Source organism: Streptomyces sp. cg36, assembly GCF_041080675.1.
In the GTDB taxonomy this organism is placed as follows: Bacteria; Actinomycetota; Actinomycetes; order Streptomycetales; family Streptomycetaceae; genus Streptomyces.
Map to the genome: position 1 here is coordinate 1 of NZ_CP163520.1, position 18,680 is coordinate 18,680.

Annotated in this window: 15 protein-coding genes and 3 pseudogenes; 3 read left to right on the top strand and 15 right to left on the bottom strand. The window is 68.6% G+C overall.

Going from position 1 to position 18,680, the window contains the following annotated elements:
• Positions 1-648 precede the first annotated feature (648 nt).
• Positions 649-870: a hypothetical protein gene (locus AB5J87_RS00005; protein ID WP_369372462.1), complete on the top strand. Its 222-nt coding sequence runs from the start codon at positions 649-651 to the stop codon at positions 868-870.
• Positions 871-1,411: 541 nt separating this feature from the next.
• On the opposite strand, the gene AB5J87_RS00010 is transcribed toward AB5J87_RS00005, so the two are convergent.
• Positions 1,412-2,092: a hypothetical protein gene (locus tag AB5J87_RS00010; RefSeq protein ID WP_369372464.1), complete on the bottom strand. Its 681-nt coding sequence runs from the start codon at positions 2,090-2,092 to the stop codon at positions 1,412-1,414.
• A 465-nt stretch (positions 2,093-2,557) separates the two neighbouring features.
• Between AB5J87_RS00010 and AB5J87_RS00015 the strand changes: the two genes are divergently transcribed.
• On the top strand, positions 2,558-3,148 hold the full coding sequence (locus tag AB5J87_RS00015) for a hypothetical protein (protein ID WP_369372466.1): 591 nt from the start codon (positions 2,558-2,560) through the stop codon (positions 3,146-3,148).
• A 236-nt stretch (positions 3,149-3,384) separates the two neighbouring features.
• Here the strand turns inward: AB5J87_RS00015 and AB5J87_RS00020 are convergent, their stop codons facing one another.
• The 14 genes and pseudogenes from AB5J87_RS00020 to AB5J87_RS00085 form a co-directional block, all read right to left on the bottom strand.
• Positions 3,385-3,558 carry a hypothetical protein gene (locus tag AB5J87_RS00020; RefSeq protein WP_369372468.1) on the bottom strand — a complete coding sequence of 58 codons (174 nt, stop codon included), beginning with the start codon at positions 3,556-3,558 and terminating at the stop codon, positions 3,385-3,387.
• Positions 3,559-3,739: 181 nt separating this feature from the next.
• A pseudogene (locus AB5J87_RS00025) lies at positions 3,740-4,054 on the bottom strand (NUDIX domain-containing protein); the annotation flags it as partial.
• 169 nt (positions 4,055-4,223) lie between these two features.
• Positions 4,224-4,361 (bottom strand): annotated as a pseudogene (locus AB5J87_RS00030) (FAD-dependent monooxygenase); the annotation flags it as partial.
• A gap of 151 nt (positions 4,362-4,512) precedes the next feature.
• A complete protein-coding gene (locus tag AB5J87_RS00035) occupies positions 4,513-5,034 on the bottom strand; it encodes a hypothetical protein (protein ID WP_369372470.1) in 522 nt (173 codons plus the stop codon).
• Positions 5,035-5,111: 77 nt separating this feature from the next.
• Complete coding sequence (locus tag AB5J87_RS00040; RefSeq protein WP_369372472.1) at positions 5,112-5,693, bottom strand: hypothetical protein; 582 nt, start codon at positions 5,691-5,693, stop codon at positions 5,112-5,114.
• Between the two features lie 30 nt (positions 5,694-5,723).
• Positions 5,724-6,386 carry a hypothetical protein gene (locus AB5J87_RS00045; RefSeq protein WP_369383309.1) on the bottom strand — a complete coding sequence of 221 codons (663 nt, stop codon included), beginning with the start codon at positions 6,384-6,386 and terminating at the stop codon, positions 5,724-5,726.
• Positions 6,387-6,526: 140 nt separating this feature from the next.
• Positions 6,527-6,793, bottom strand: coding sequence for a GlsB/YeaQ/YmgE family stress response membrane protein (locus AB5J87_RS00050; protein WP_369372474.1), 267 nt, complete (start codon positions 6,791-6,793; stop codon positions 6,527-6,529).
• A 685-nt stretch (positions 6,794-7,478) separates the two neighbouring features.
• A pseudogene (locus AB5J87_RS00055) lies at positions 7,479-7,699 on the bottom strand (transposase); the annotation flags it as partial.
• 496 nt (positions 7,700-8,195) lie between these two features.
• Positions 8,196-9,206, bottom strand: coding sequence for a ricin-type beta-trefoil lectin domain protein (locus tag AB5J87_RS00060; RefSeq protein WP_369372476.1), 1,011 nt, complete (start codon positions 9,204-9,206; stop codon positions 8,196-8,198).
• Positions 9,207-9,348: 142 nt separating this feature from the next.
• Positions 9,349-9,867 (bottom strand): hypothetical protein, encoded by a 519-nt coding sequence (locus tag AB5J87_RS00065; protein ID WP_369372478.1) that lies wholly within the window; start codon positions 9,865-9,867, stop codon positions 9,349-9,351.
• Between the two features lie 40 nt (positions 9,868-9,907).
• Positions 9,908-15,436 carry a PA14 domain-containing protein gene (locus tag AB5J87_RS00070; RefSeq protein ID WP_369372480.1) on the bottom strand — a complete coding sequence of 1,843 codons (5,529 nt, stop codon included), beginning with the start codon at positions 15,434-15,436 and terminating at the stop codon, positions 9,908-9,910.
• A gap of 574 nt (positions 15,437-16,010) precedes the next feature.
• Positions 16,011-16,313 carry a transposase gene (locus AB5J87_RS00075; RefSeq protein ID WP_369383310.1) on the bottom strand — a complete coding sequence of 101 codons (303 nt, stop codon included), beginning with the start codon at positions 16,311-16,313 and terminating at the stop codon, positions 16,011-16,013.
• A gap of 660 nt (positions 16,314-16,973) precedes the next feature.
• Complete coding sequence (locus AB5J87_RS00080; protein ID WP_369372482.1) at positions 16,974-17,327, bottom strand: hypothetical protein; 354 nt, start codon at positions 17,325-17,327, stop codon at positions 16,974-16,976.
• Positions 17,328-17,359: 32 nt separating this feature from the next.
• Entirely contained in the window at positions 17,360-17,665 is a 306-nt protein-coding gene (locus AB5J87_RS00085; RefSeq protein ID WP_369372484.1) for a transposase, read from the bottom strand.
• 326 nt (positions 17,666-17,991) lie between these two features.
• Between AB5J87_RS00085 and AB5J87_RS00090 the strand changes: the two genes are divergently transcribed.
• Entirely contained in the window at positions 17,992-18,666 is a 675-nt protein-coding gene (locus AB5J87_RS00090) for an HAD family hydrolase (protein ID WP_369372486.1), read from the top strand.
• Positions 18,667-18,680: the final 14 nt, after the last annotated feature.

The following is an 18,680-nucleotide window of genomic DNA, read 5'->3' on the forward strand; positions in this document are numbered from 1 at the left end:
CACGACGCGCCGCCGCTACGCGGCGGAAATATGCTGCGCTCCGCGCAGCTAAATTCCGGCTCCGCCGGAATTCCTGCCAACTCCGTTGGCAGGGGCACGAATCGCTTCGCGATTCGGCCTGGCGGAATTCGCTCCGCGAATTCCTCGGTCTGGCTACGGGGTTAGGGATGCTCTGCGCTTCGGCTTTCCGAAAGTTTTCTTATACACCGTCATTTCTGTTTCTCTGGCACCGGGTTCACTTTACGGATTCCCGCACCCTGCATTGAAGAACATCGAACTCGCGCAAGAGAGCGAGTGAGGCCAGGGTCTCCCGGTACTCCCTTCCGGGAGGTCTTGTGGGCCACGTGGAAGAAGACCAACTGAGTAACATCCCCGGCCACTCTTTTCCCCATCCGCTGCCATTCTCCCGGCCGCCGTCCACCGACACCCTCCCCCTGCGCCGCCCACCGGATGAGACCATCGCCAGTGGTGGGGGCTTGCCGCGCGGGCTCACCCTCCACGGCTCAGGTCTGAGGTCCCCGGCGGGTGCCGGTCATGGCACTTTCGTTCTGCTGCAAAGGCATGGCCGCCAGGGTGCCGAGGGGGCGATGGTGGAGTAACCGTCCGGGCGGCAGGGGGCCCGGAAGCCGACTACGGGAGGAATACATCATGCCTGAGATGACCGGCGGAGCCGTGAAGGCCATCGTCCTGGCAGCAGCCATATCCGTACTGCCCGGCGTCCACGCCCACGCCCAGAGCCCCCAACCGCCCACGGCTACCACCCAGGTCGGAGTCGTGACACCGGATGCCACGGCCATCGAGTACGGGCTCACCGCTCTACCGCCGGCCCCGGCCACGCCCAACGCTGGCGGAAACTCCAACTGGCCCTAAACCGCCCCTCTTTCACGGGCCGATCTTGATCGGATACACCGGTCCGATGCGTGATCACTGACGTGCTAGCGGGACCGGACCGAGGCGCTGCAAGCGCCGATCCGGTCCGCGGGCGGCAGTGAGCCGGTCACCGCCCCACCCGCGAGGCCATCGCATGGACCTACCGGCGCCAACTCGACGCGGCAAGACCCGCCCACCCGACGAAGGGGGGTCCGGGCGGCGTGCGCAGGAGTCCTGAACGGCGCGCGGCACATGGTTCTGGCCGACTTGGATGATCAGGGGCATCTCGCGGGCGACCGCTGGCGTCCTACCGGGCCAGGAGCGGGGGGCGGGGTGCCTGGCGGGGGTGGTGTAGGCACCGATGAGGGCGTCTTCGGTCTCGCGGACCGTGGGTTGCGTCAGCGGCGCACGGCCGGCTCGGTGCCCGGGACGCGCCAGCCGCTTCCCTGATAGAGATCTTTGAATCTGGCTCTGGCCGCAGTTCCGGGAAGTAGAGGCCGGCCCCTGCCGCAGTCCGGTCGCTTGAGGAAGCGTGGCTGGGTTAGAACGCAACGGCCGACAGGTCGGTGGCGACCTCCACAGCCTGGTAGCCGTAGGTGTCCGCCGCGTCGACGCGCAGCATGAGACAGAATCGGTCGAGGGACTGGATTTCCCTGACGAGGCGCTTGTAGTCGTGTTTGAGCAGGTGTACTGCCGCGCGGTTGGCGATCGCCGACTGTCCCATGATCATGAGGACCGGCTGTGCGGACTGTCGTGGGGTGAACTTTGCGACCAGCGCATGGTCTGTTCGACCGTAGGTGTGGGGGAAGCACTCAGCACCGACGCTGAAGTCGCCACGTGGATTGACCTTCACACCGGGCAGGTGCCTGGCCAGGTACTCGACGTTGCGTCGGTTCGATCCCAGGCCACCGATGCTGAGTTCGGTGCGGTCCCCGTTCAGCTCCGGTGCGTCTGCGGCAACGAGAGAGAACGCGCACCCTGCCTCCTCCGCGAGCATGGCCAGTTCGATGATCGCGTAGACGTCACTGTGCTCGGTGACGGCGGGCATCTGCCAGTGGCTGTTCAGGATGATGACGCACGGTAGGCCGGGGCGCAGACCAAGCAGGGCCTGCTTCTGGTGCAGGGCGCGAGCGGTGCTGACACGCTTCCAGGCCCAGACGGATCCGCCGCTGACGACGCTCGTGATCAGCCCGATCACGACATTCAGCACTGCATCCGACACGGAGCCCCCGCCCTCGTCACCGCACCATGACCTGATGGCCGGTTGGCCAGCCTACTGATCGACGGTCTGTCACGCGTGATGATTCGGCGACTCACCACGCGTCGGCAACTGCTTGTCCGGCGTCCACCGTCAGCTCCCGCGCCGAGAATCGGGCACCGGGATCCCCCGGACCGCCTCGACCGTCCCCTCGCGGAGCTCCGCCAGAGGCGGCGCACGACGCCATGACCGCATCGCAGATCCGGCACGCGTCCCGGTGAACTGGCCTTTCATGAAATCGCGGCCAGAACCAAAGCCCGGGTCCTCACCACCCCGCCCGTCCGTTACTCAGGTCTCCCCCGGCCACCGGTCGGGAAGTCGAGTGGGAAGCGTCGGGTGAACCGTCCGCGGCTGGCTCCCTGTTGCCGTGGGTGAGCCGGGGCTTGTCCGGGAACGTGGTGGTGGGCGGGCCGATGACGGGGAGGGGTTATGGGGGCGGGCACGGTTGCGGTGCTGGTGGCCGGTATCGGGGTGCTGGGTACGCTGCTGGCGCCGTTGGCCACAGCGTGGGTGGGGGCGCGGTCGCGGTCGCAGGAGGCCGTATTGCGGCGGCTGGCCGATGACGACGTGCGGCGCCACGAGGCGGCGGCAGCCGACCTGGAGCGTCGGCGGGCGACCTACATCGCCCTCAACACCAGCGCCCGTCTGTGGCGGATACACCTGATGGAGGACCTGAACCGCCACCCCCACCCAGGGGGGCCGTCCCCGCAGACGGAGGAGGCCCGGCTCTCCTTCCAGAACGACTTCGCGCAGGCACAGATGCTCGTCCCCGACGGCGTCCTGGATGCCGCCAACCGCGTACGGGTCGCCCTGGCCGACGCCCACAAACAATTCAGGCAACTCGGCGACGCACCGGCCGCCGACGCCGCTGCCGCGGGTGAGGAGCTGCGGGCGTTCCTGCTGCACCTGTGGGACGACATCACCCAGATGCAGGCCATCATGCGCAAGGACCTCGGCGTCGGATCCGGCATCCCCGTCCCCTCGGAACGGCCGGAAGCGCACCCGCCCCCCAGAGCCTGACGGGCAGCTGAACCCGACAGAGCCAGCGAGCGGCGGCCGAAGATCCGGTAGGCCCAGCCACCCGTACCGCTGCAACACCACGACCGCGCAAAGAGCCCCGGGACGCATGGAGCGCAGCCGGCCGGCCACATCGTCCACCTTCAGGCGCAGTCCCCGGACGTGGGTGATGACGGCACGCCAGGGCTCGCAACGACGACCTGCGCAGAGCGCGCGGGCGGGCGCCGCTGCCCGTGAGGCTATGTGGGGGCGACGGCTTCGTTGCCCTGCTCGACGGCGGACAGGACCCGGTCGTGGTAGTCCTCCAAGCCGCCCTCGGCAACCGCTCCCGGGCTGCCGGTCAGGACGTACCACTCCTCGGCCCCGGCGCACTGGACGATGACAGCGACCTGCTCCCCCGGGCTGGGGCACACCCCTCTGCTGCAGCGCCGCGCCGAGCCCGTCCCTCACATCGAGGGGGTGATCGCGAGCAATACGGAGCTGACGGTATGACAGTTGGCACCGGACGGTGCCGGGCCGCGCCCGTCGCCCAGCGGGTCGGCGCACGACATGATCCAGTGCAGCGTTCAGCCCCCACCCGGCGGCTTCGCGGGTTCAGCCCGCAGGAGCCGTCCGGCTCGCGGCCCGCGCGATGCGACGGCCGACCAGCCGCTCGGCATCCGCGAGCGGATACCAGGCCGCACCAGTCACCTCCGCCTCCTGGATCTCGCCCACCTCCGCACACTCCGTCGTGAAAGCGAATCCGAAGTCGAGGTGGTAATGCGCCAGCTCTCCCTTGCGCGGGCGCGCCGGAACGCGGCCGTACTCGACGTACGCGGCATCCGGGCCGGCCGGGACCACGGCTGCGGCATCGAGGCCGGTTCCCTCGCAGAGCTCCCGCACCGCCGCAGCCATCAGCGTGGTGTCGGGCGGCTCAAGATGGCTGCCGTTAGGAACAGTTCGCGTGTCTCAGCTCGCTTCCTGTCTCACTGGCCCCCGGGTTACGGGTGGTGGTTTTCCCAGAAGGGACTGCGGCAGTGTCCTACTGTCCCGTGAAGCCGTGGCGAGCTGTCGGTGCTGGCGCTCTCGCGCTTGGCAGTCAGGATGGCTGGACTTGGTCGAAGAGGGCGAGGGCTTCAGCGGGGTCCGGGCTCACAAGGCGTTCCAGACCAGCCGTCGTGATCTTCGACCACCTGTCGGCCCGTGCCCACATCTGTTCTTCGAAGGCGCGGGCTGCTGCAGGGTAGATGCCGAGTTTCAACTCGTACCAGTCACTCTCCTTCAGCCCTTCGTCGGAGTTGTCGAGCACGAGGCGGAACTCCGCCCAGCCGCCGCCCGCCTCTACCTCTGCCGGGACGTCTTCGAACGACCGCTGACGGCGGCGTCAGTCAGCGGGTGATCCAGGCGGCGACCGCGGTGGCGGTCTCCTCCGGGCTCCGGCCGCTCGTGGAGAACTCCAGGGGCAGCAGCGTCCGCAGTTCCGCAGCGTCAGCGTGAGCCTCCTCGATGTCCCGGAGTGCCCAGCCCCGAGCGGTGAGACGCGCGGTGCGGTCGGCATCGGCACAGTCCAACCGGGCCCAGACAGGCTCTGTGAGACCCTCAACACCGGCAGCGGCCTCGGCCCACTCCGCGGGCGTCAGAGGACACAGCAGGAGGACCGGGCTGCCTGCGCGCAGCAGCAAAGAGACCACTCGCGCCCACAGTCTGTTGTAGTGCGGCCACACCGCGCCCGCTGGCGAGGACGTGATGTCGATGCCCAGCAGGGTGCCGTCCTGGTCGGGCAGCTCGTCGAAATCGACCACGGCGAACGCGTGCCCCGCAGCTTGGGAGCGCAGGGTTGATTTACCCGCCCCGGGCGCACCCGTGATCACGTAGAGCTGCGGGCTGCGGGGTTGATCGGTGAGGGGCATGCTCCTCCAAGGTGGTGGGGCAGGGGGGTGTGGGGAGAGGCGCGGGACTCGCCGGCTGTCTTGCTTCCGGCTGTCGTTCAACGGTGGTGGAGCCATCCGGTGGTCTCCGCGACGGTGGCGGCGACGGCCTCAGGGGTGAGCTGCGTGGTGTCGAGGGTGTCGTCCGCGAAGGCCGCCTGGTCGAGGACGAGGTCGAGTTGACCTGCGCGGTCCAGGTGCCAGGGAAGGGACGCGGGATCGTGGTCGCCTTCGTGGCGGTGCCGCAGTCGAGTGTGCACGGTGTCGAGGGCCGCCGTCAGCCTGCACACCCGCAGGGGCAGGCTCAGGGCTTCTTGGAGGGCGTTGCGTTCCCCGGCGTTTTCCGCGACGCCTGCCAGCACGAGGTGTCGGGCGCCCGCTGCCCGGTGGTTGACCGCCACGGCTCGGAGGTTGGCCAGGAGCAGACGCTGCTGGAAGGGGTCGTCCTCGGGCGCGGGCCAGGCCCTGCACAGTCCGTCGAGATCGAGGACGGCGTGGGGGATGCCGGCGTCGGCCAGGAGGTCGCCGACGAGTTCGGCGGCCGTGGTCTTGCCGACGCCGACCGTGCCGGTGATCAGCAGGGCGCTGGGCTCGGGCGCGTAGGAGCGTGGGCGCGGATGGGGACGGTCGGTGGAGGGCACGGTGGTGTTTCTCCGGGTGTGGGGTGGTGGTTAGCGGATGACGGAGACGATGCGGCAGGTGGCTTCGGCGAGGTGGCGGTCGCCTTCGACGCGGGCGGAGGCGACCGCGGTCGCGGGCGTGATGCCCCTGGTGCACAGGCGCCAGGCGGTTTCGGGGTCGAGCTCTACCCTGGCGGCCGGGGAGGAGTCGGGTTTCGGGGCGAGGGACCAGCCGGTGTTGGTCGCGGTGTCGGTCCAGGTTCCTCCGGCCGGCCCGGTGACGTGCACGTGGATCTGGGTCCCGGGGTCGGCGTCGATGCCCCGCAGGGTGTGGGGCAGGGCGCGCATGAAGGTGGTCAGGACCACGGACAGGGTTCGGGGGTCGGGGTCGGTGGTCAGGCCGACGGCGTGGCGGATCTGTTGACGGTGGGTCCAGAACTCAGTGAGGTCGCGTGCCGTGTCGAGCCATCGTGGCGCCGGATCGGCGCCGGCCCAAGACACTCCCAGTGAGGGCGTGGCGGGGTCCGTCGTCTCGTAGAAGCGGGCCGTCTGGGCACCGATCAGGTCGACCATGTCGGTGAGCGCGGCCGGGCTCACCCCGCGGTGGGCCTGGACCCATTCGTCGTTGATGCGGTGGATGAACCTCTCCAGCGTCTCGCCCGGTGCGAACCGGGGGCCGCCAGCCTCCGCCCCGGCCACGCAGTCAGCGGCCAGTCCGACGGCGACCGTGACCGCCGAGCAGGCCCACGGAACGCGCAGTGTCACGGCCTCGGGCCGCCTTTCGGCCGGCGCCACCTCGACGAGGGCCCGGGCGGGCCGTCCGGCTGTGGCCGGACACGGCTCGCCGGTCGCGGTCAGCGTGAGCGCTGCCCGGTGACGAGGCGGTAGATCAGGAGCACGATCACCGAGCCGACGATCGCGGCGATCCACGTCGAGAGGTGGAAGAAGCCGTTGATGGAGTGCACACCGAAGATCACCTTGCCGAGCCAGCCGCCGAGCAGACCGCCGACGATGCCGATCAGCATCGTCACGAGGCAGCCGCCCGGGTCCTTGCCGGGCGTGAGTGCCTTGGCGATGGCGCCCGCGATGAGGCCGATGAGAATCCAGGCGATGATGCCCACGGTATGCGTCCTCTGCTATAGGTGGTGCGGTGGAGGGCCTCACGGTGGTTCCGCGGGCTCTGCGCCGGAAGCTCCACGCGGACAACCGGCGACATACGGATATCCGCTCGGCAGCAGTCCACACGGGACTAAGGTCCCCTTTCCTTCGGCTGGCCCACACCTCCCCCAGCACCCTCCCGAGGCCCATCCATCCCATGGCGGGTTCGGCGACTGCCCCACCCTGGCTGACTATTGGTACAGGTTCGGAGAAGCCCCAAAGCCTTGGATGAGCCGGCATCGGCTCCCGCTCCCGCCCGCGGCGGACAGCACGGTCATGGCCCGCCCGTCCGAACCCGCAGGTGCACTGGTCGCCGGGCGATCTGAGCCACGCGCGCAGAACTCCGCGCCAGAAGCGTTGAGGCGCTGGGCAGTGCGATCCTCGTGAAGTAGCCAGCGAGGGAGTTGAGGATCTCGCCGGAGGTCGTCATCCAGGAGCCCCGGCGGCTCTTGGCCCGGCTGGGCGCAGTTCGACGGCGCGCTCACCTCGGTCGCCGTGGCCCGTAACGCGGACGGCCGGCTGGAGCTGTTCGGCACCGATCACACTGAGGGTGTAGGGGACCGCTGACAGACAACTCCCAACAGCCGTTTTGACAACTGGGTGAAACTCGACGGCGAGCTGACCCAGGTCGCCGCTCAGACGAAGCAGGGGAGGTAACGCCCGCCATGCACAGCCGGAAACAGTCCCTAGATGATCGCGGCGAACAGCGTCTCCTCCGGCGTGTCCGGTGTTCCGCCACCCTGCGGCCGCACCTTCGAGGGCGGGATCAGCGGCTTCGCGATCTCCCACAGCCCGTCCGGCACGATCCACCTCGACGGAACAAATGGGAAGTGACCGTGCACGCGCACGGCCGTCAGACGGTACCCCATCCCCGGCAGCTCGGCCGCGGCGGCCAGGGCAGCGCCCTCACTCGGCAGGCTCAGCGTGTACTGGACTCCCCAAGCGGGAGGTACCGTAGTCATCAGCTGCACCGCCAGGTGAACCTCGCCCGCTCAAAACGCGCCGCTCGGCCAGATCCTGTGTCATGCGCCCGATCGTCCACGGCGCCACTGACAGTGACCGCGGCGCCCCTCCCGCGACAGCGCGCGCCTCATGCCCCTGATCGCCGGGCGGACTCTCGGCCAGCCCGGAGTGGCGTCGTGTCCGTACGTTGTCGAACTCCGTGCCATCGTTCTCTCGTTTTACCGCGCCCCTGGGCAGCGCACGTCATCGAGCGGATCGGCTGCATGAAGACCATGATCTCCAGCAATCCCTCCGACGCTGGCGCATGTGTCTCACGTGTTGCCCCTGACGGGCTGCCGACGTGCATGGGCGCGCCCCCGGTCCTGACGGGGGGCGCGCCCAGGGCGCGTCGGGGGGTCGCTATCAGGCTCCGGCGCAGTTGGTGAAGGTCGCCTTGGTGCGGGCGCTGTAGATGCTTGCTCCGCCGTTGGCGTCGTACTTGAGGGGTACCGTGATGGTGTCGTCGGCGGTCCACGGGAAGCCCTGGGTGTCGAAGGTCCAGGTGCCGGTGGCCTTCGTCGCCAGCTCCGACAGCGTGACCCAGCCGTACTGGCGCGGGGGCACGCTCACGGTGAGCTTGTTGCCCATTTCCTGCTTGAGGTCCACGGTGGTTGCGCCGTTGACCTCGGCGGTGACATCGAGTTTGAGGCCGATGAGGTCGCTGCCGACGGTCAGGCTTCCGCCCAGTTTGAAGCCGATGGTGTTGGTCCACCCTGTGGAGGTGTTCAGCGAGAACTCCCACGGGATCGTGGTCGAGGTGTCGTTGAACCAGATCGGGGAGACACACGTCTCCGGCAGGGTGAACGGCGGTGTCTGGGTGGTCGTGGACCACGAGCAGTTCGAGGTGTCCTTGGCGCACCTGGCGGCCGCGTAGTCCACGGCGGTGTTCCATGCCGTCTGGTAGACCTCAGCGGGCACTGTCCACTGCTGGTAGGGCGTGCTGTCGCAGCGGTAGGTGTATGCGAAGTTGTCGGTGTTGGGGGGGATCTGGACGGTCAGGCAGGAGTTGTCGCCGACCTGACGGAGCCTGAACGCCTTTTTTGCCGACCCGGAAATGGGCTGGAAGTACCATTTCTCGGTCGCGCGCCCGTCACAGGGCTGTTGCCTCAGTTGGTAGCCAGTGGTGGTCAGGTCCATGCACTTGCCGGTGGTGGTGTTGACGATGGCGAACCCCGAGCCGAGGCTGGTGCCCGTGTTGATGCGCCACCCAGTGGCAGATCCCGGTGCCGGGTTGACGGAGATCGCAGCGTTGTCGTCGTAGCTGCCGCCCTGGACGTCCAGCAGCTTTCCGTTGCTGACGTTGGTGAACGTCAGCTGGATGAGCGCCGTGGCCGACGGGCCGCCCTCCTCGCGTGCGGCAGCGGGGGACGTCATGGCCCCTAATGCTGCGCCGAATACCGCCGCGATGACGGTTGCTCTCCTCCAGAAGGCCCGTCTGTGTCTCGATGGTTCAGTTGTCACCAGTGAGATCCTTTCGTAGTGCGCATGCCAGAGGAATGACTGTTCATTCCTTGGATCAGTAATCCGACTCGAACACCACGAAGTGTTCCTCGTCCGCATACGGTCTGAGGTAGCGCCAGTGCTCGCGCCTGAATGACGTCACGGGGAGCACCTGCAGGTTCAGGCCGCCTGACATGGCCAGGCGGAACCCGCCGAAGGGATCGGCTTGCGCGTGCTCGACCACCGGGTTGTCCCGCTCGATCCGTGCGCGGACCTCCTCGATGCGGTGGTCGAGGAGGTTCGCGTCCTGGCGGTCCCAGTCGAAGGGGTCGTCGCTGGAACTGGGGCGGTCGGCCGGGTAGTAGACGTCCTGGGAGCCCATCAGCACCGCGGTGTTGTCGCTGAGGCGGAAGGGACATTGCAGGTGCAGTGCGTGTTCGTGGACGATGCGGGTCGACCCGTCGGGTCCTGCGACGTGGCGTGGCTCGCCGAAGGAGAACCACGCCAGGTCAGAGGCCCTTCCCACGTCGCGCAACGGCGATCCCACGAGCCGGTGCAGGGCAGTGAGGACAGCGTCCTGGGTCATCTCGCTCATTCCGTCCTCAATGACCGTTCGCCTCGGTGTCCGGGGATGGCTAGTGCTTGCCGAACATGGACTTCGTCTCGTCGACGATGTCGTGGTAGTCGTATCCCTGGCCGGTGATGGAGTCGTGAACCTGTCGGCGCTCGTCCTTCGACAGTGTCCTTCCGATCTCGCGCTCGGCCTGCCGGATCGCATCGTCGAATGACTTGTTCTGCCTCTGGTTTCCCCGGGGGGTATGGTATCCGTCGTCGTTGCCACTGGGGGCTCTGCGGGCGCAGTTGTGGACCAGGAGCGGGCTGGACCCGGCCGCCACGTAGTAGGTGTGGATCTGGCCGATGGTGAGGTTGTAGACGGTTTGGCCGTTGACCTCGCCGCGGTCGTGGACTTCGGTGACCCGCACGGCTGCCGAGCCGGGACCGCTGCGGACGAGGTCACCGGTCTTGATGTCCCCGGCGTCCACCCAGCCGCGGCCCTGGATCCAGATGGGGTGTCCGGCGGTGGCGGTGAACGTCGTCGGTTGCGGACCTTCGAGGCCGATGTCGATCAGGTGCTTGGTCCCGTGACCGGTGATGACGTCCGCGACGGGTTCGGCCGCGCTGTGACCGGTGGCGGGGTCGGTGGCCCGAACCCGGTCGCCCTCGTGGACCTCGCTGATCGGCTTGGTTGTGCCGTCTGCCATCACCACTTGGGTGTCGGGGGCGAAGGAGTTGGGGCCACAGGTCTTCTCGACTGCCTCGGCGGCCTTCTCGACGGTCGAGGCTTCCTTGCCGGCCGCCTTGGCCACGGTGCCGGCGAGCTTGCCGCCGGGGATCATGCCGAGTGCGTCCATGGCGGCGGCCTGTTTGTTGCCCTGTGCAAGCTGGCCTGCCACGGCCACCCCGGAGGCGACCGTGCCGACCGGCCCCGGCACGAAGGACACTACTTCGGCCGCGGTGGTGGCGACGCGCACTGCCGATTTCCAGCTGAAGGTCCCGGCGAGGTCAAGGCCGTTGATCGGGTCGGCGTTGACGTAGTCGTAGTCGTTGGCCGATCCGCCCGCAACCGGGTCGACTTGCAGGAATCGGCCCAGGGCCGGCAGGTAGACTCGGGCGCCCATCTCGATGGCCTGCTGTCCGGCCAGGTGCTCGACCGGGCGCTCGTGCTGGCCCAGCCAGCCGAAGTCCAGGCCGCCCACGGCGGTGGCGGGGATCGGGATGTCGGTGAACGCGCCGGTGGTGGGGTCGATGTTCTGGCCGAACGGGTCGTAGAGGTGGATGTCTCCGGTGCGGGCGGCGGTGCCGTCGGCGGTGAACAGCACGTCGCCGTGGATGTTGGGGTAGGCCCAGCTGGTGGTGGCAGCCTGGTTGTAGTTCTTCGTCAGCAGTACCCCGCCGGGCAGCGGCACGATCCGCTGCAGCAGGCCGCCGTCCTTGTCCAGGATGAGGTCGGCATCGTCGTGTTTGGAGCTGTAGGAGTAGCGGGTGCTGCCGTTCTTCGACGCGTCGCTGGCGCCGGTGACCGTGCGGGCGGTCAGCCGGTCGGCCGGGTCCCTGGTGTACGAGATTGCGGTTCCGGACGCGGTCTTGGTCTGGATGTGGCGCCGGGTGGAGTCGTAGCCCAGGGTGTCGCCCCCGAGCGTGACCGTGTCCCCGTGCGAGTCGTATGTGGCGGCCAGCGCGAGGCCGCCGCTGGTGGAGGTGAGCCGGTCGGCGCCGTCGTAGCAGTAGCTGGTGGTGACCGGCGGGGCGCCGTTGAGGCTGTCGGTGGACGTGGTGCGGTTGGTGTTCAGCCCGGCCGCCTTCGCTGTCCCGCAGCCGTCGGTCGGATCGAACCGGTAGGTGAGTTGGTGGTGCGGGACGGTCGCCGCGACGAGCCGGCCCACCGTGTCGTAGGTGTAGGAGTAGCTCGCGGCGGGCTTCCCGCCTTCGGTCACCGCGTCGTCGGTGACGCGGTTGTCGCGGGAGCGGGTCACTGTGTCGACCACGGTGGACGCCGCAGTCTTCCACGTCAACGCCGTGGGCTTGCCGGAATCGTTGCGTGCCAACGAGTCGAGGCGGGATCCATTGCCGTAGACGACACCGGCCAGCTCGGTGGCCGCGTCATAGGAGGGGGTGGCGACGGTCGCCCCGTCCACCTTGACGTTGGTCAACTGGTTGGCGTCGTTCCAGACATACGCCACGGTGCTGGTCACGCCCTTGACCGTGGTGGTGTCGTTGATCAGCCGCCCGACCTGATCGTAGGTGGCCGTGGAGGTGACGCCATTGGCGTCGGTGTAGCTGATCTCCTGGCCGAGCAGGTCGATCCTGGTGGTGATCGAACCGTTCTCGTCGGTCATCTTCGAGATCAGCGGATCACCGCCGACCGCCCAGTCCGCAACGACAGTGCGTCCGGGCTTGTCCCCGTATGCCGGAGCCGTCTTCTTGACCACCCGTCCGCGTACGTCGTAGCTGGTGCAGGCCCATGGCTCGTCGTTGACGCGCTGGGCCACGACCCGCCCGGCCTGGTCGTACACCGTCTCACCGGCGAGAGCCGGACCACTGCCCGGTTTGGCTGCAGTGGTGGTCTTGGCCATGCCGCCCTGGTTGGCGGCCGGAGCGTTCGGGCCGCAGGGGTTGGTCCGGGTCTCGGAGTCTCCGTAGTAGCTGGTGGCTGCACGCTTGTCGGGGTTGGTGATGTCCCCGGCAGGCATGGATGCGGCCAGCTTGCGCAGGTACCCTTCGCCCGGCCGCTCGTAGGTGGTACGGGCGGTCAGGCCCAGACCGCCGGGATCAGCCGTCGTGGACGTGGTGAGTCCGTACACCGGGTCGATGCCCGCGGCCGGGTCGGAGTAGTTGCTGGCGTTGCGCCTAGACGGCGCCCGCTCCCGGGAGCCGCCGGAGGTGTCATCGGTGGTGGAGCTGGTCGCCCAGCCGTACCGGGGCGCGAGGCTCGCCCCCGGCACGGACACCGGAACACCGGTGCCGGGCGGAGTCCAGGTGAAGGCGAGGGCACCGGTCGTGCCGGAGCGGTTGTAGTAGTCGACGCGTACGCGGTGCCGGCTGCCGGCCGTGGTGTTGGTGTACTTGCCGGTGACCGTGGTGGAGGGTTTGTCGCTCCAGCTGTCAACGGTCAGCACGTCGTCCACCCACAGGCGCACGCCGTCCACCGCGGTCAAGGCGAGGCCGTAGTCCCCGGTAGCAGGGAACTCGATCTCGCCGGTGAACCGGCCCGACCAGCCACCGGCGTTCGCCACCGGCGCATTCGCACCCCACGACCGTGACAGAGACCCATCCGTGGCACCGACACCGGTGGCGAACACCTGGGGAACACCCGACAGTTCCGGGTTGTCGTAGAACGCGGCCGACAGCCCCACCAGACCCTCGTCATAGCTGGTGTGGATGTGCGGCATCTTGGCCGCACACGCGGCCGTCGGGGTCAGGCCGCTGAAACAGGACTTCGGCGCCGGCCCATACTTGTCGACCGGTCGGTCGGCGTGGTCGTAGACCGTGGTGGAGCGTCGGCCCGCGCTGTCGACCGCAGCCGTGGCCTGGTCCTTGGCGTTCCACTCCGCACTGATGCTCGCGCCGGTGAAGTCGGTGGTAACCAGGGCACGCCCGGCGTCGTCGTAGGTGACCGTGCGCGAGCGGGTAGCGTCGTACACTCCGGCCAGGGCTACGGTGGCCTGCTTGCGCTCCAGGTAGTACTGGTAGAAGTGCTCGGCACGCTTGTCGCTGGAGCGGCCGTCCGGGGCAGGGGCCAGCACCTGGACCGCACGCAGGGACGGTGGTTCCTGGGGCTGTTCGATCACCGTGTCGTAGCCGATTACCGTGCAGGCGGCAGCAGTATCACCGGTATTGGTGCACCCGTTCTCCGCGGACGGGGCCTGCTGGGCCACCCAGTCATAGGCCAGGCTGCCGCGCAGCGTGGCCAGCGGCCCGATGCTGTCCAGCGCCTTCTGCTTCTCCTCCTCGTTGTCTCCCGCCTGGTCGTAGCGGTCCTTGGCTGAGGCCCGGCCGACGTAGTCGAAGTCCTGCATGGCCGCGCCGGGGTTCTCGATCCGGGCAAGCGTGCCCATCTGGTACCACAGCCGGGTCTCGGTGCCGTCCCAGTAGCGGATCCGGCACAGCATCTGCGCCGGGGCCGCATCCGACCCCGGCGGACGCGAGACTCCGCCGTAGCAGCTGTCGCTGCCATCGGTGTTGTAGAACAACTGGTGCGACCGGCCGGAGACCGGGTCCTTGATCTGGGTCAGCCGCGGCGGCGTCCCGCTGTAGAGGTACTGCAGAGCGGCGGGCTTCTTGCCGTCCAGGACCGATTCCACCGCAGCCAGCGTGCCGTCCGCGTTGAACACCGACACCGTCTCGCCCTCGGTGACCGTGATCCGGCCCTTGTTGTCGAAGGCGAGCACGCCGTCCTCACCCACCGGCGGTGTGTAGCCGCCCGCGGACGCCTTGGCCCAGGTGTGCTTGCCGCCGGCGGAATCGGTGAGCACCACCGAGCCGTCCAGCATCTCCGCCTGGCTGTAGCCGCTGGACTGGGCCGACAGCGTCCACCCGGCCGGCAACGACTGGGTGTCTCCGGCCATCAGCCATTCCGTCGGCACGATCCGGGGATCGAGGTTGTGGCTGCGCTGGTCATCGCTGCCGATGCTGCTCTTGGCCCACAGCACCATACGAGGACGCTGGTCGGAGTGGTGGTAAAGCTCGACACGGATCGGCACCAACTGGCCCGCCTTCAAAGCGACTTCGTTGTCCCGGTGCGGGCTGGGCAGCAGGAAGTCGTCCCCGGGATCGGCGGGGCCAGGGTTGTCGTAGACCAGCTTGTCGCCCACCCAGATCCGCGCGCCGTCGGTGTGGCCGCCGGCGAACCGGAAGTCCCCGGTGACCGCGGGCTTGAACTGGCCCTCCCAGCGCACCACGAACCAGTTCTTGTCCAGCGCGGGCGGCATCGGGTTGTCCCGCCACGGCCGGTTGTCCGGGTTACCGGTCCACGGGATGCCCCAGTCCAGGTTGACCTGCGGCTCACCGCGCACCATCACCGGGATCGCGTCCGGGCTGCCCGCATGCCGCGAGTCGTTGAAGTACGAGGCGCGCACCCCATGCGGGGCGCCCTGCCGGGAGTTGTAGGCCAGGCTCACCCCGGCCGAACCGCCCACCGCCTGGAACGCCGGCCCGGCAGCCTCCACATGGGCGTTGCCGTTGAACAGGTTCACCGTCACCGGACCCAGGTGGTCGGTGGGTGCCGGTCCCGGATCGCCCACCCGCTGGTTGACCGTGAAGTGCCCGACCCACTGCGGCGCCGTCGCCGTCGTCGCGCCCGACATCGCGGTCGCCGTCGTCCACGTATAACGGCCCCCGTCATGCAGCACATGCTTGGGCACCGTCCACTGCGGCTGGTCAAGGCATCCGGAGTCCACCACGCTGCCCGAACGACCGTCGAACCCCGTCGAGATCTTGAAGCAGTACAGGACACCGTCCCCCACTGCGGCCACCTGCAGCAGCGGCGTCTCCGTGCCCACCACCGCGCCATCGACCGGACCGACCAGACTGGTCTGCGGCGCCGCAGGATCCGCGGCGCGCACGGATCTGCGCGCGTCGAACCGGGCGTGCTCACCGACAGCCAAGGGCGCAAAGTCAGCCTTCGGCCGCTTCGGCTCGGACCGCGGGTTCTGCTTGGCCGCTGTCGGAACCGACAGGATCGGCAGGTTCCGCGGCACCTCCCTCGACTTGGCCGACGCCGTCGTCGACGGCAGGGCCGCTGCCTGTACCAGTGACACCACCAACACCATCGCCAGCGCGGACACGATCACCCGCGCCCACGACCACGCGAATAACCGCGCTCTGCCGCCACCCCCGAACAAGCCCCCTCCAACGCCGCCGACGTCCACCGGAGCCCGCGGCCTGACAAGCCGCGCGCCCCTCCCCGTTCCACGCCCGACGGACAGTCCGCGCAGGCAATGACTGAGATCTTGCGGTATCAGGGGGTCATGAGGAACAGGCGCCCCACACCTTGGCCGGAACTGTCAAGTCCTCGGACTCCCTGCGGAACCCTCTCCTGCTCACCAGCGAGCCTCACCTGTCAGGGGCATGCCCACGATTGCGCACTCTGGTGCCTGAAAGCGGAGCCGCACACCAACCGCCGCCCACATCCCCACTTGGCTGGAACCGCACAGCCGTTGCGCCACCTGCCATCGAGATTCAGCCCCCATCCTCAATGGGTGGAGACAGCCTGGTTCGCCGGTCATGCCCCCTGCAGTGGTGTAACGGTGTCGGATTGATCTTCTGGGTGAGGGAGATCGAGTCCATGCCGCCATTAGGGAGGTAGCTACGGGGGAAGGCGATCCATTCGTCGTGCAACTCAATGAGGACGGCGGTGGCGAGGCCTTCGAGGGTGGGCGAGCGAAGGAAGCTCCGGACGACATCGACGCGGCGCTTGATCTCGCGGTTGACCCTCTTCAGCGGGTTGGTGCACTGGAATCTTCTTCCGATGTCTGGTGACAGTTGCGGATTTCATCGCCTCCACGGGCCAACGACCCGTCTCTCATACGGTCTCGTGCCGAGCTCTTGAGGTCTCCGAGTCCTGGTTCTACAAGTGGCTCGACCGAGGGCCACCGCACACGGTGGGCGTCGTGCCGATCCGGTGCTGGCCATCCAGGATTCTTCGGCGCCTCGGGGGCTCTACGGCTTCCTGCGCGTCCATACCGAGCGGAGGAGAAGGCGAAGGGCGGACGGGTGTCGAAGAACATGATCGCCAAGATGATGGCCGAACTCGGCCTGGCCGACCGCGCCGGGAAGCGCCGGTGTTCGCTGTCGCGGCAAGGCATACCGCCCGTCGCCCCGGACCTGGTGCAGAGGAAGTTCACCGCCCCGGCTCCCAATGTCGCATGGTGCGGCGAAATGACAGAGATCGTCACCGACGAGAGCAAGCTCCCCCCTCGCCACCGTCTTCGACCTGCACTCCCGCCGACTGGGCCGATGCTGAGTCCACCGACGGCTCCGAAGGGGCCCACCGCATCCGGCCCTTCCGCCTGGACAACCACACTGTGCCCACCGACCGCGTTGTCACCGGCCGCCCACTGGTGGGCCTGGCCCAGGGCGCCAAGTACGCCAAGTACGCCACCAGCAACGAGGACTCGCGTACCGCACAGCACGCCATCGACCTCATCTGCTGGATCGGTTCCACCATTGGAGACTGCGGCAACGAGCGCGCCCGTGCCAGCCACCGTGCCGGACGAGACCGCGCAGATCCTGGACCGCGTCAGGGGCCTCTGCGCCAGCCTGGCCCACCGGGCTGCGGCCGGACATGGCGTTGGCGGCGGTCGTGATGACATACGGCGGCATACCCTTGCCGTCACAGATGAGGTGATAATTGCTGCCTGTCTGCCGCCGGTCGACCGGTGACGGAACGGTCGCGGCTTCCTCCTTTTTCGCGCGCACATGGAAGCCGTCCTCGCACGCGCAGGGCCAGTCGATCTCGCCGGCCGCATCGAGCTCGGCGAGCAGGGTGCGGTGCAATCGCTCGAAGACTCCGGCCCGCTGCCAGCAGTTCAGGCGCCCCAGCAGGTCTGCCCGGATCCGAATCCCAGCTCCGGCGGGAGGAGTTGCCGGGCCATGCCCTGGTGCAGGACATACCGGATGCCCTGCAGACAAAGCCGATCATCGACTGGTTTCGGCCCCGGCGACCGCGTCGGCCAGGGTGGCAGCAGCGGTTCGATCAGCGCCCTTAAGTGATCGCTCACGATCCACGGCCGAGTCATCACATGCGCCGAACGGTCCCAGTAGTCTGGTCGGAGACTCACGAAACCCGCGCCGCTGGGCCAGCGAACCCCACAGATCATCCAACCGGGCCGCATACGCCTCCAACGCGCCCGGCGCCGACGGACACGGACACCGCGCCGTCACCATCACGGCCATCCCCCGAACAGCCCCAACTGCTCCTGCCTATCGGGCCACCGCGTGCCCAGCCCCATGCCAACAAACCACCGGCAACGCAGGCGGCCCCGCATGCGAGAGCTTGCAGAGGTTGCCTTCCCGATCGGGACGGCTCCGCGATCGGAATCGCGGTACTCCATTACGCTCTGTCACGGTGTCAGTTTGCCGCCCGGGGGTACTCGGGGCAAGCGTCCGGCGCGGTGCGCGGGCCGCACCGGTGCCAGGTAGGGCGGAAAGGCGGCAGACCATGACGCGCGCGGCGGTATTCGACATCGACGGCACTCTGGTGGACACCAACCATCTGCACGTCGTGTGCTGGTGGGAGGCGTTCCGGCAGGCCGGTCACCAGGTGGGCATGCACGCCGTCCACCGGGCGATCGGGCTGCCCTCGGACGACTTGGTGGCGCGCCTGCTCGGGGACGGCCGGGACGCCGAGCGGGACTCGGCACTGAGCGACGCGCACAGCACGCTCTACGCGGCCTATTTCGAGCGTCTGGCGCCGGTAGAAGGTGCCGGGGAGCTGCTGCGGATGCTGGATGCCCACGGCTGGCGTGTGGTGCTCGCCACCTCGGCCGGTGGTGACGAACTGGGCGCTCTGCGCGGAGCCATCGGCGCTGACGACGTGATCGCAGGCGTGGCCAGTGCCGACGACGTCGAATCCGGCAAACCGGCGCCCGACCCCGTACACCGTGCGCTGGACCTGGTGGGGGCGGAGTCCGCGGCGTCGGTGTTCGTCGGCGACTCCGTCTGGGACATGAAGGCGGGGGCCGCCGCCAAGGTGTGTCCCGTGGGGGTGCTGGCGGGCGGCATCCCGCGCCGCGACCTGGAGTCGGCGGGCGCGGTGGCCGTGTACGACACCCCGGCAGACCTGCTGGCCCACCTCGGCGACAGCCCGTTCGCCAAGGTGGAGCGGTATGCCTGATCCCCCGCCTTCGT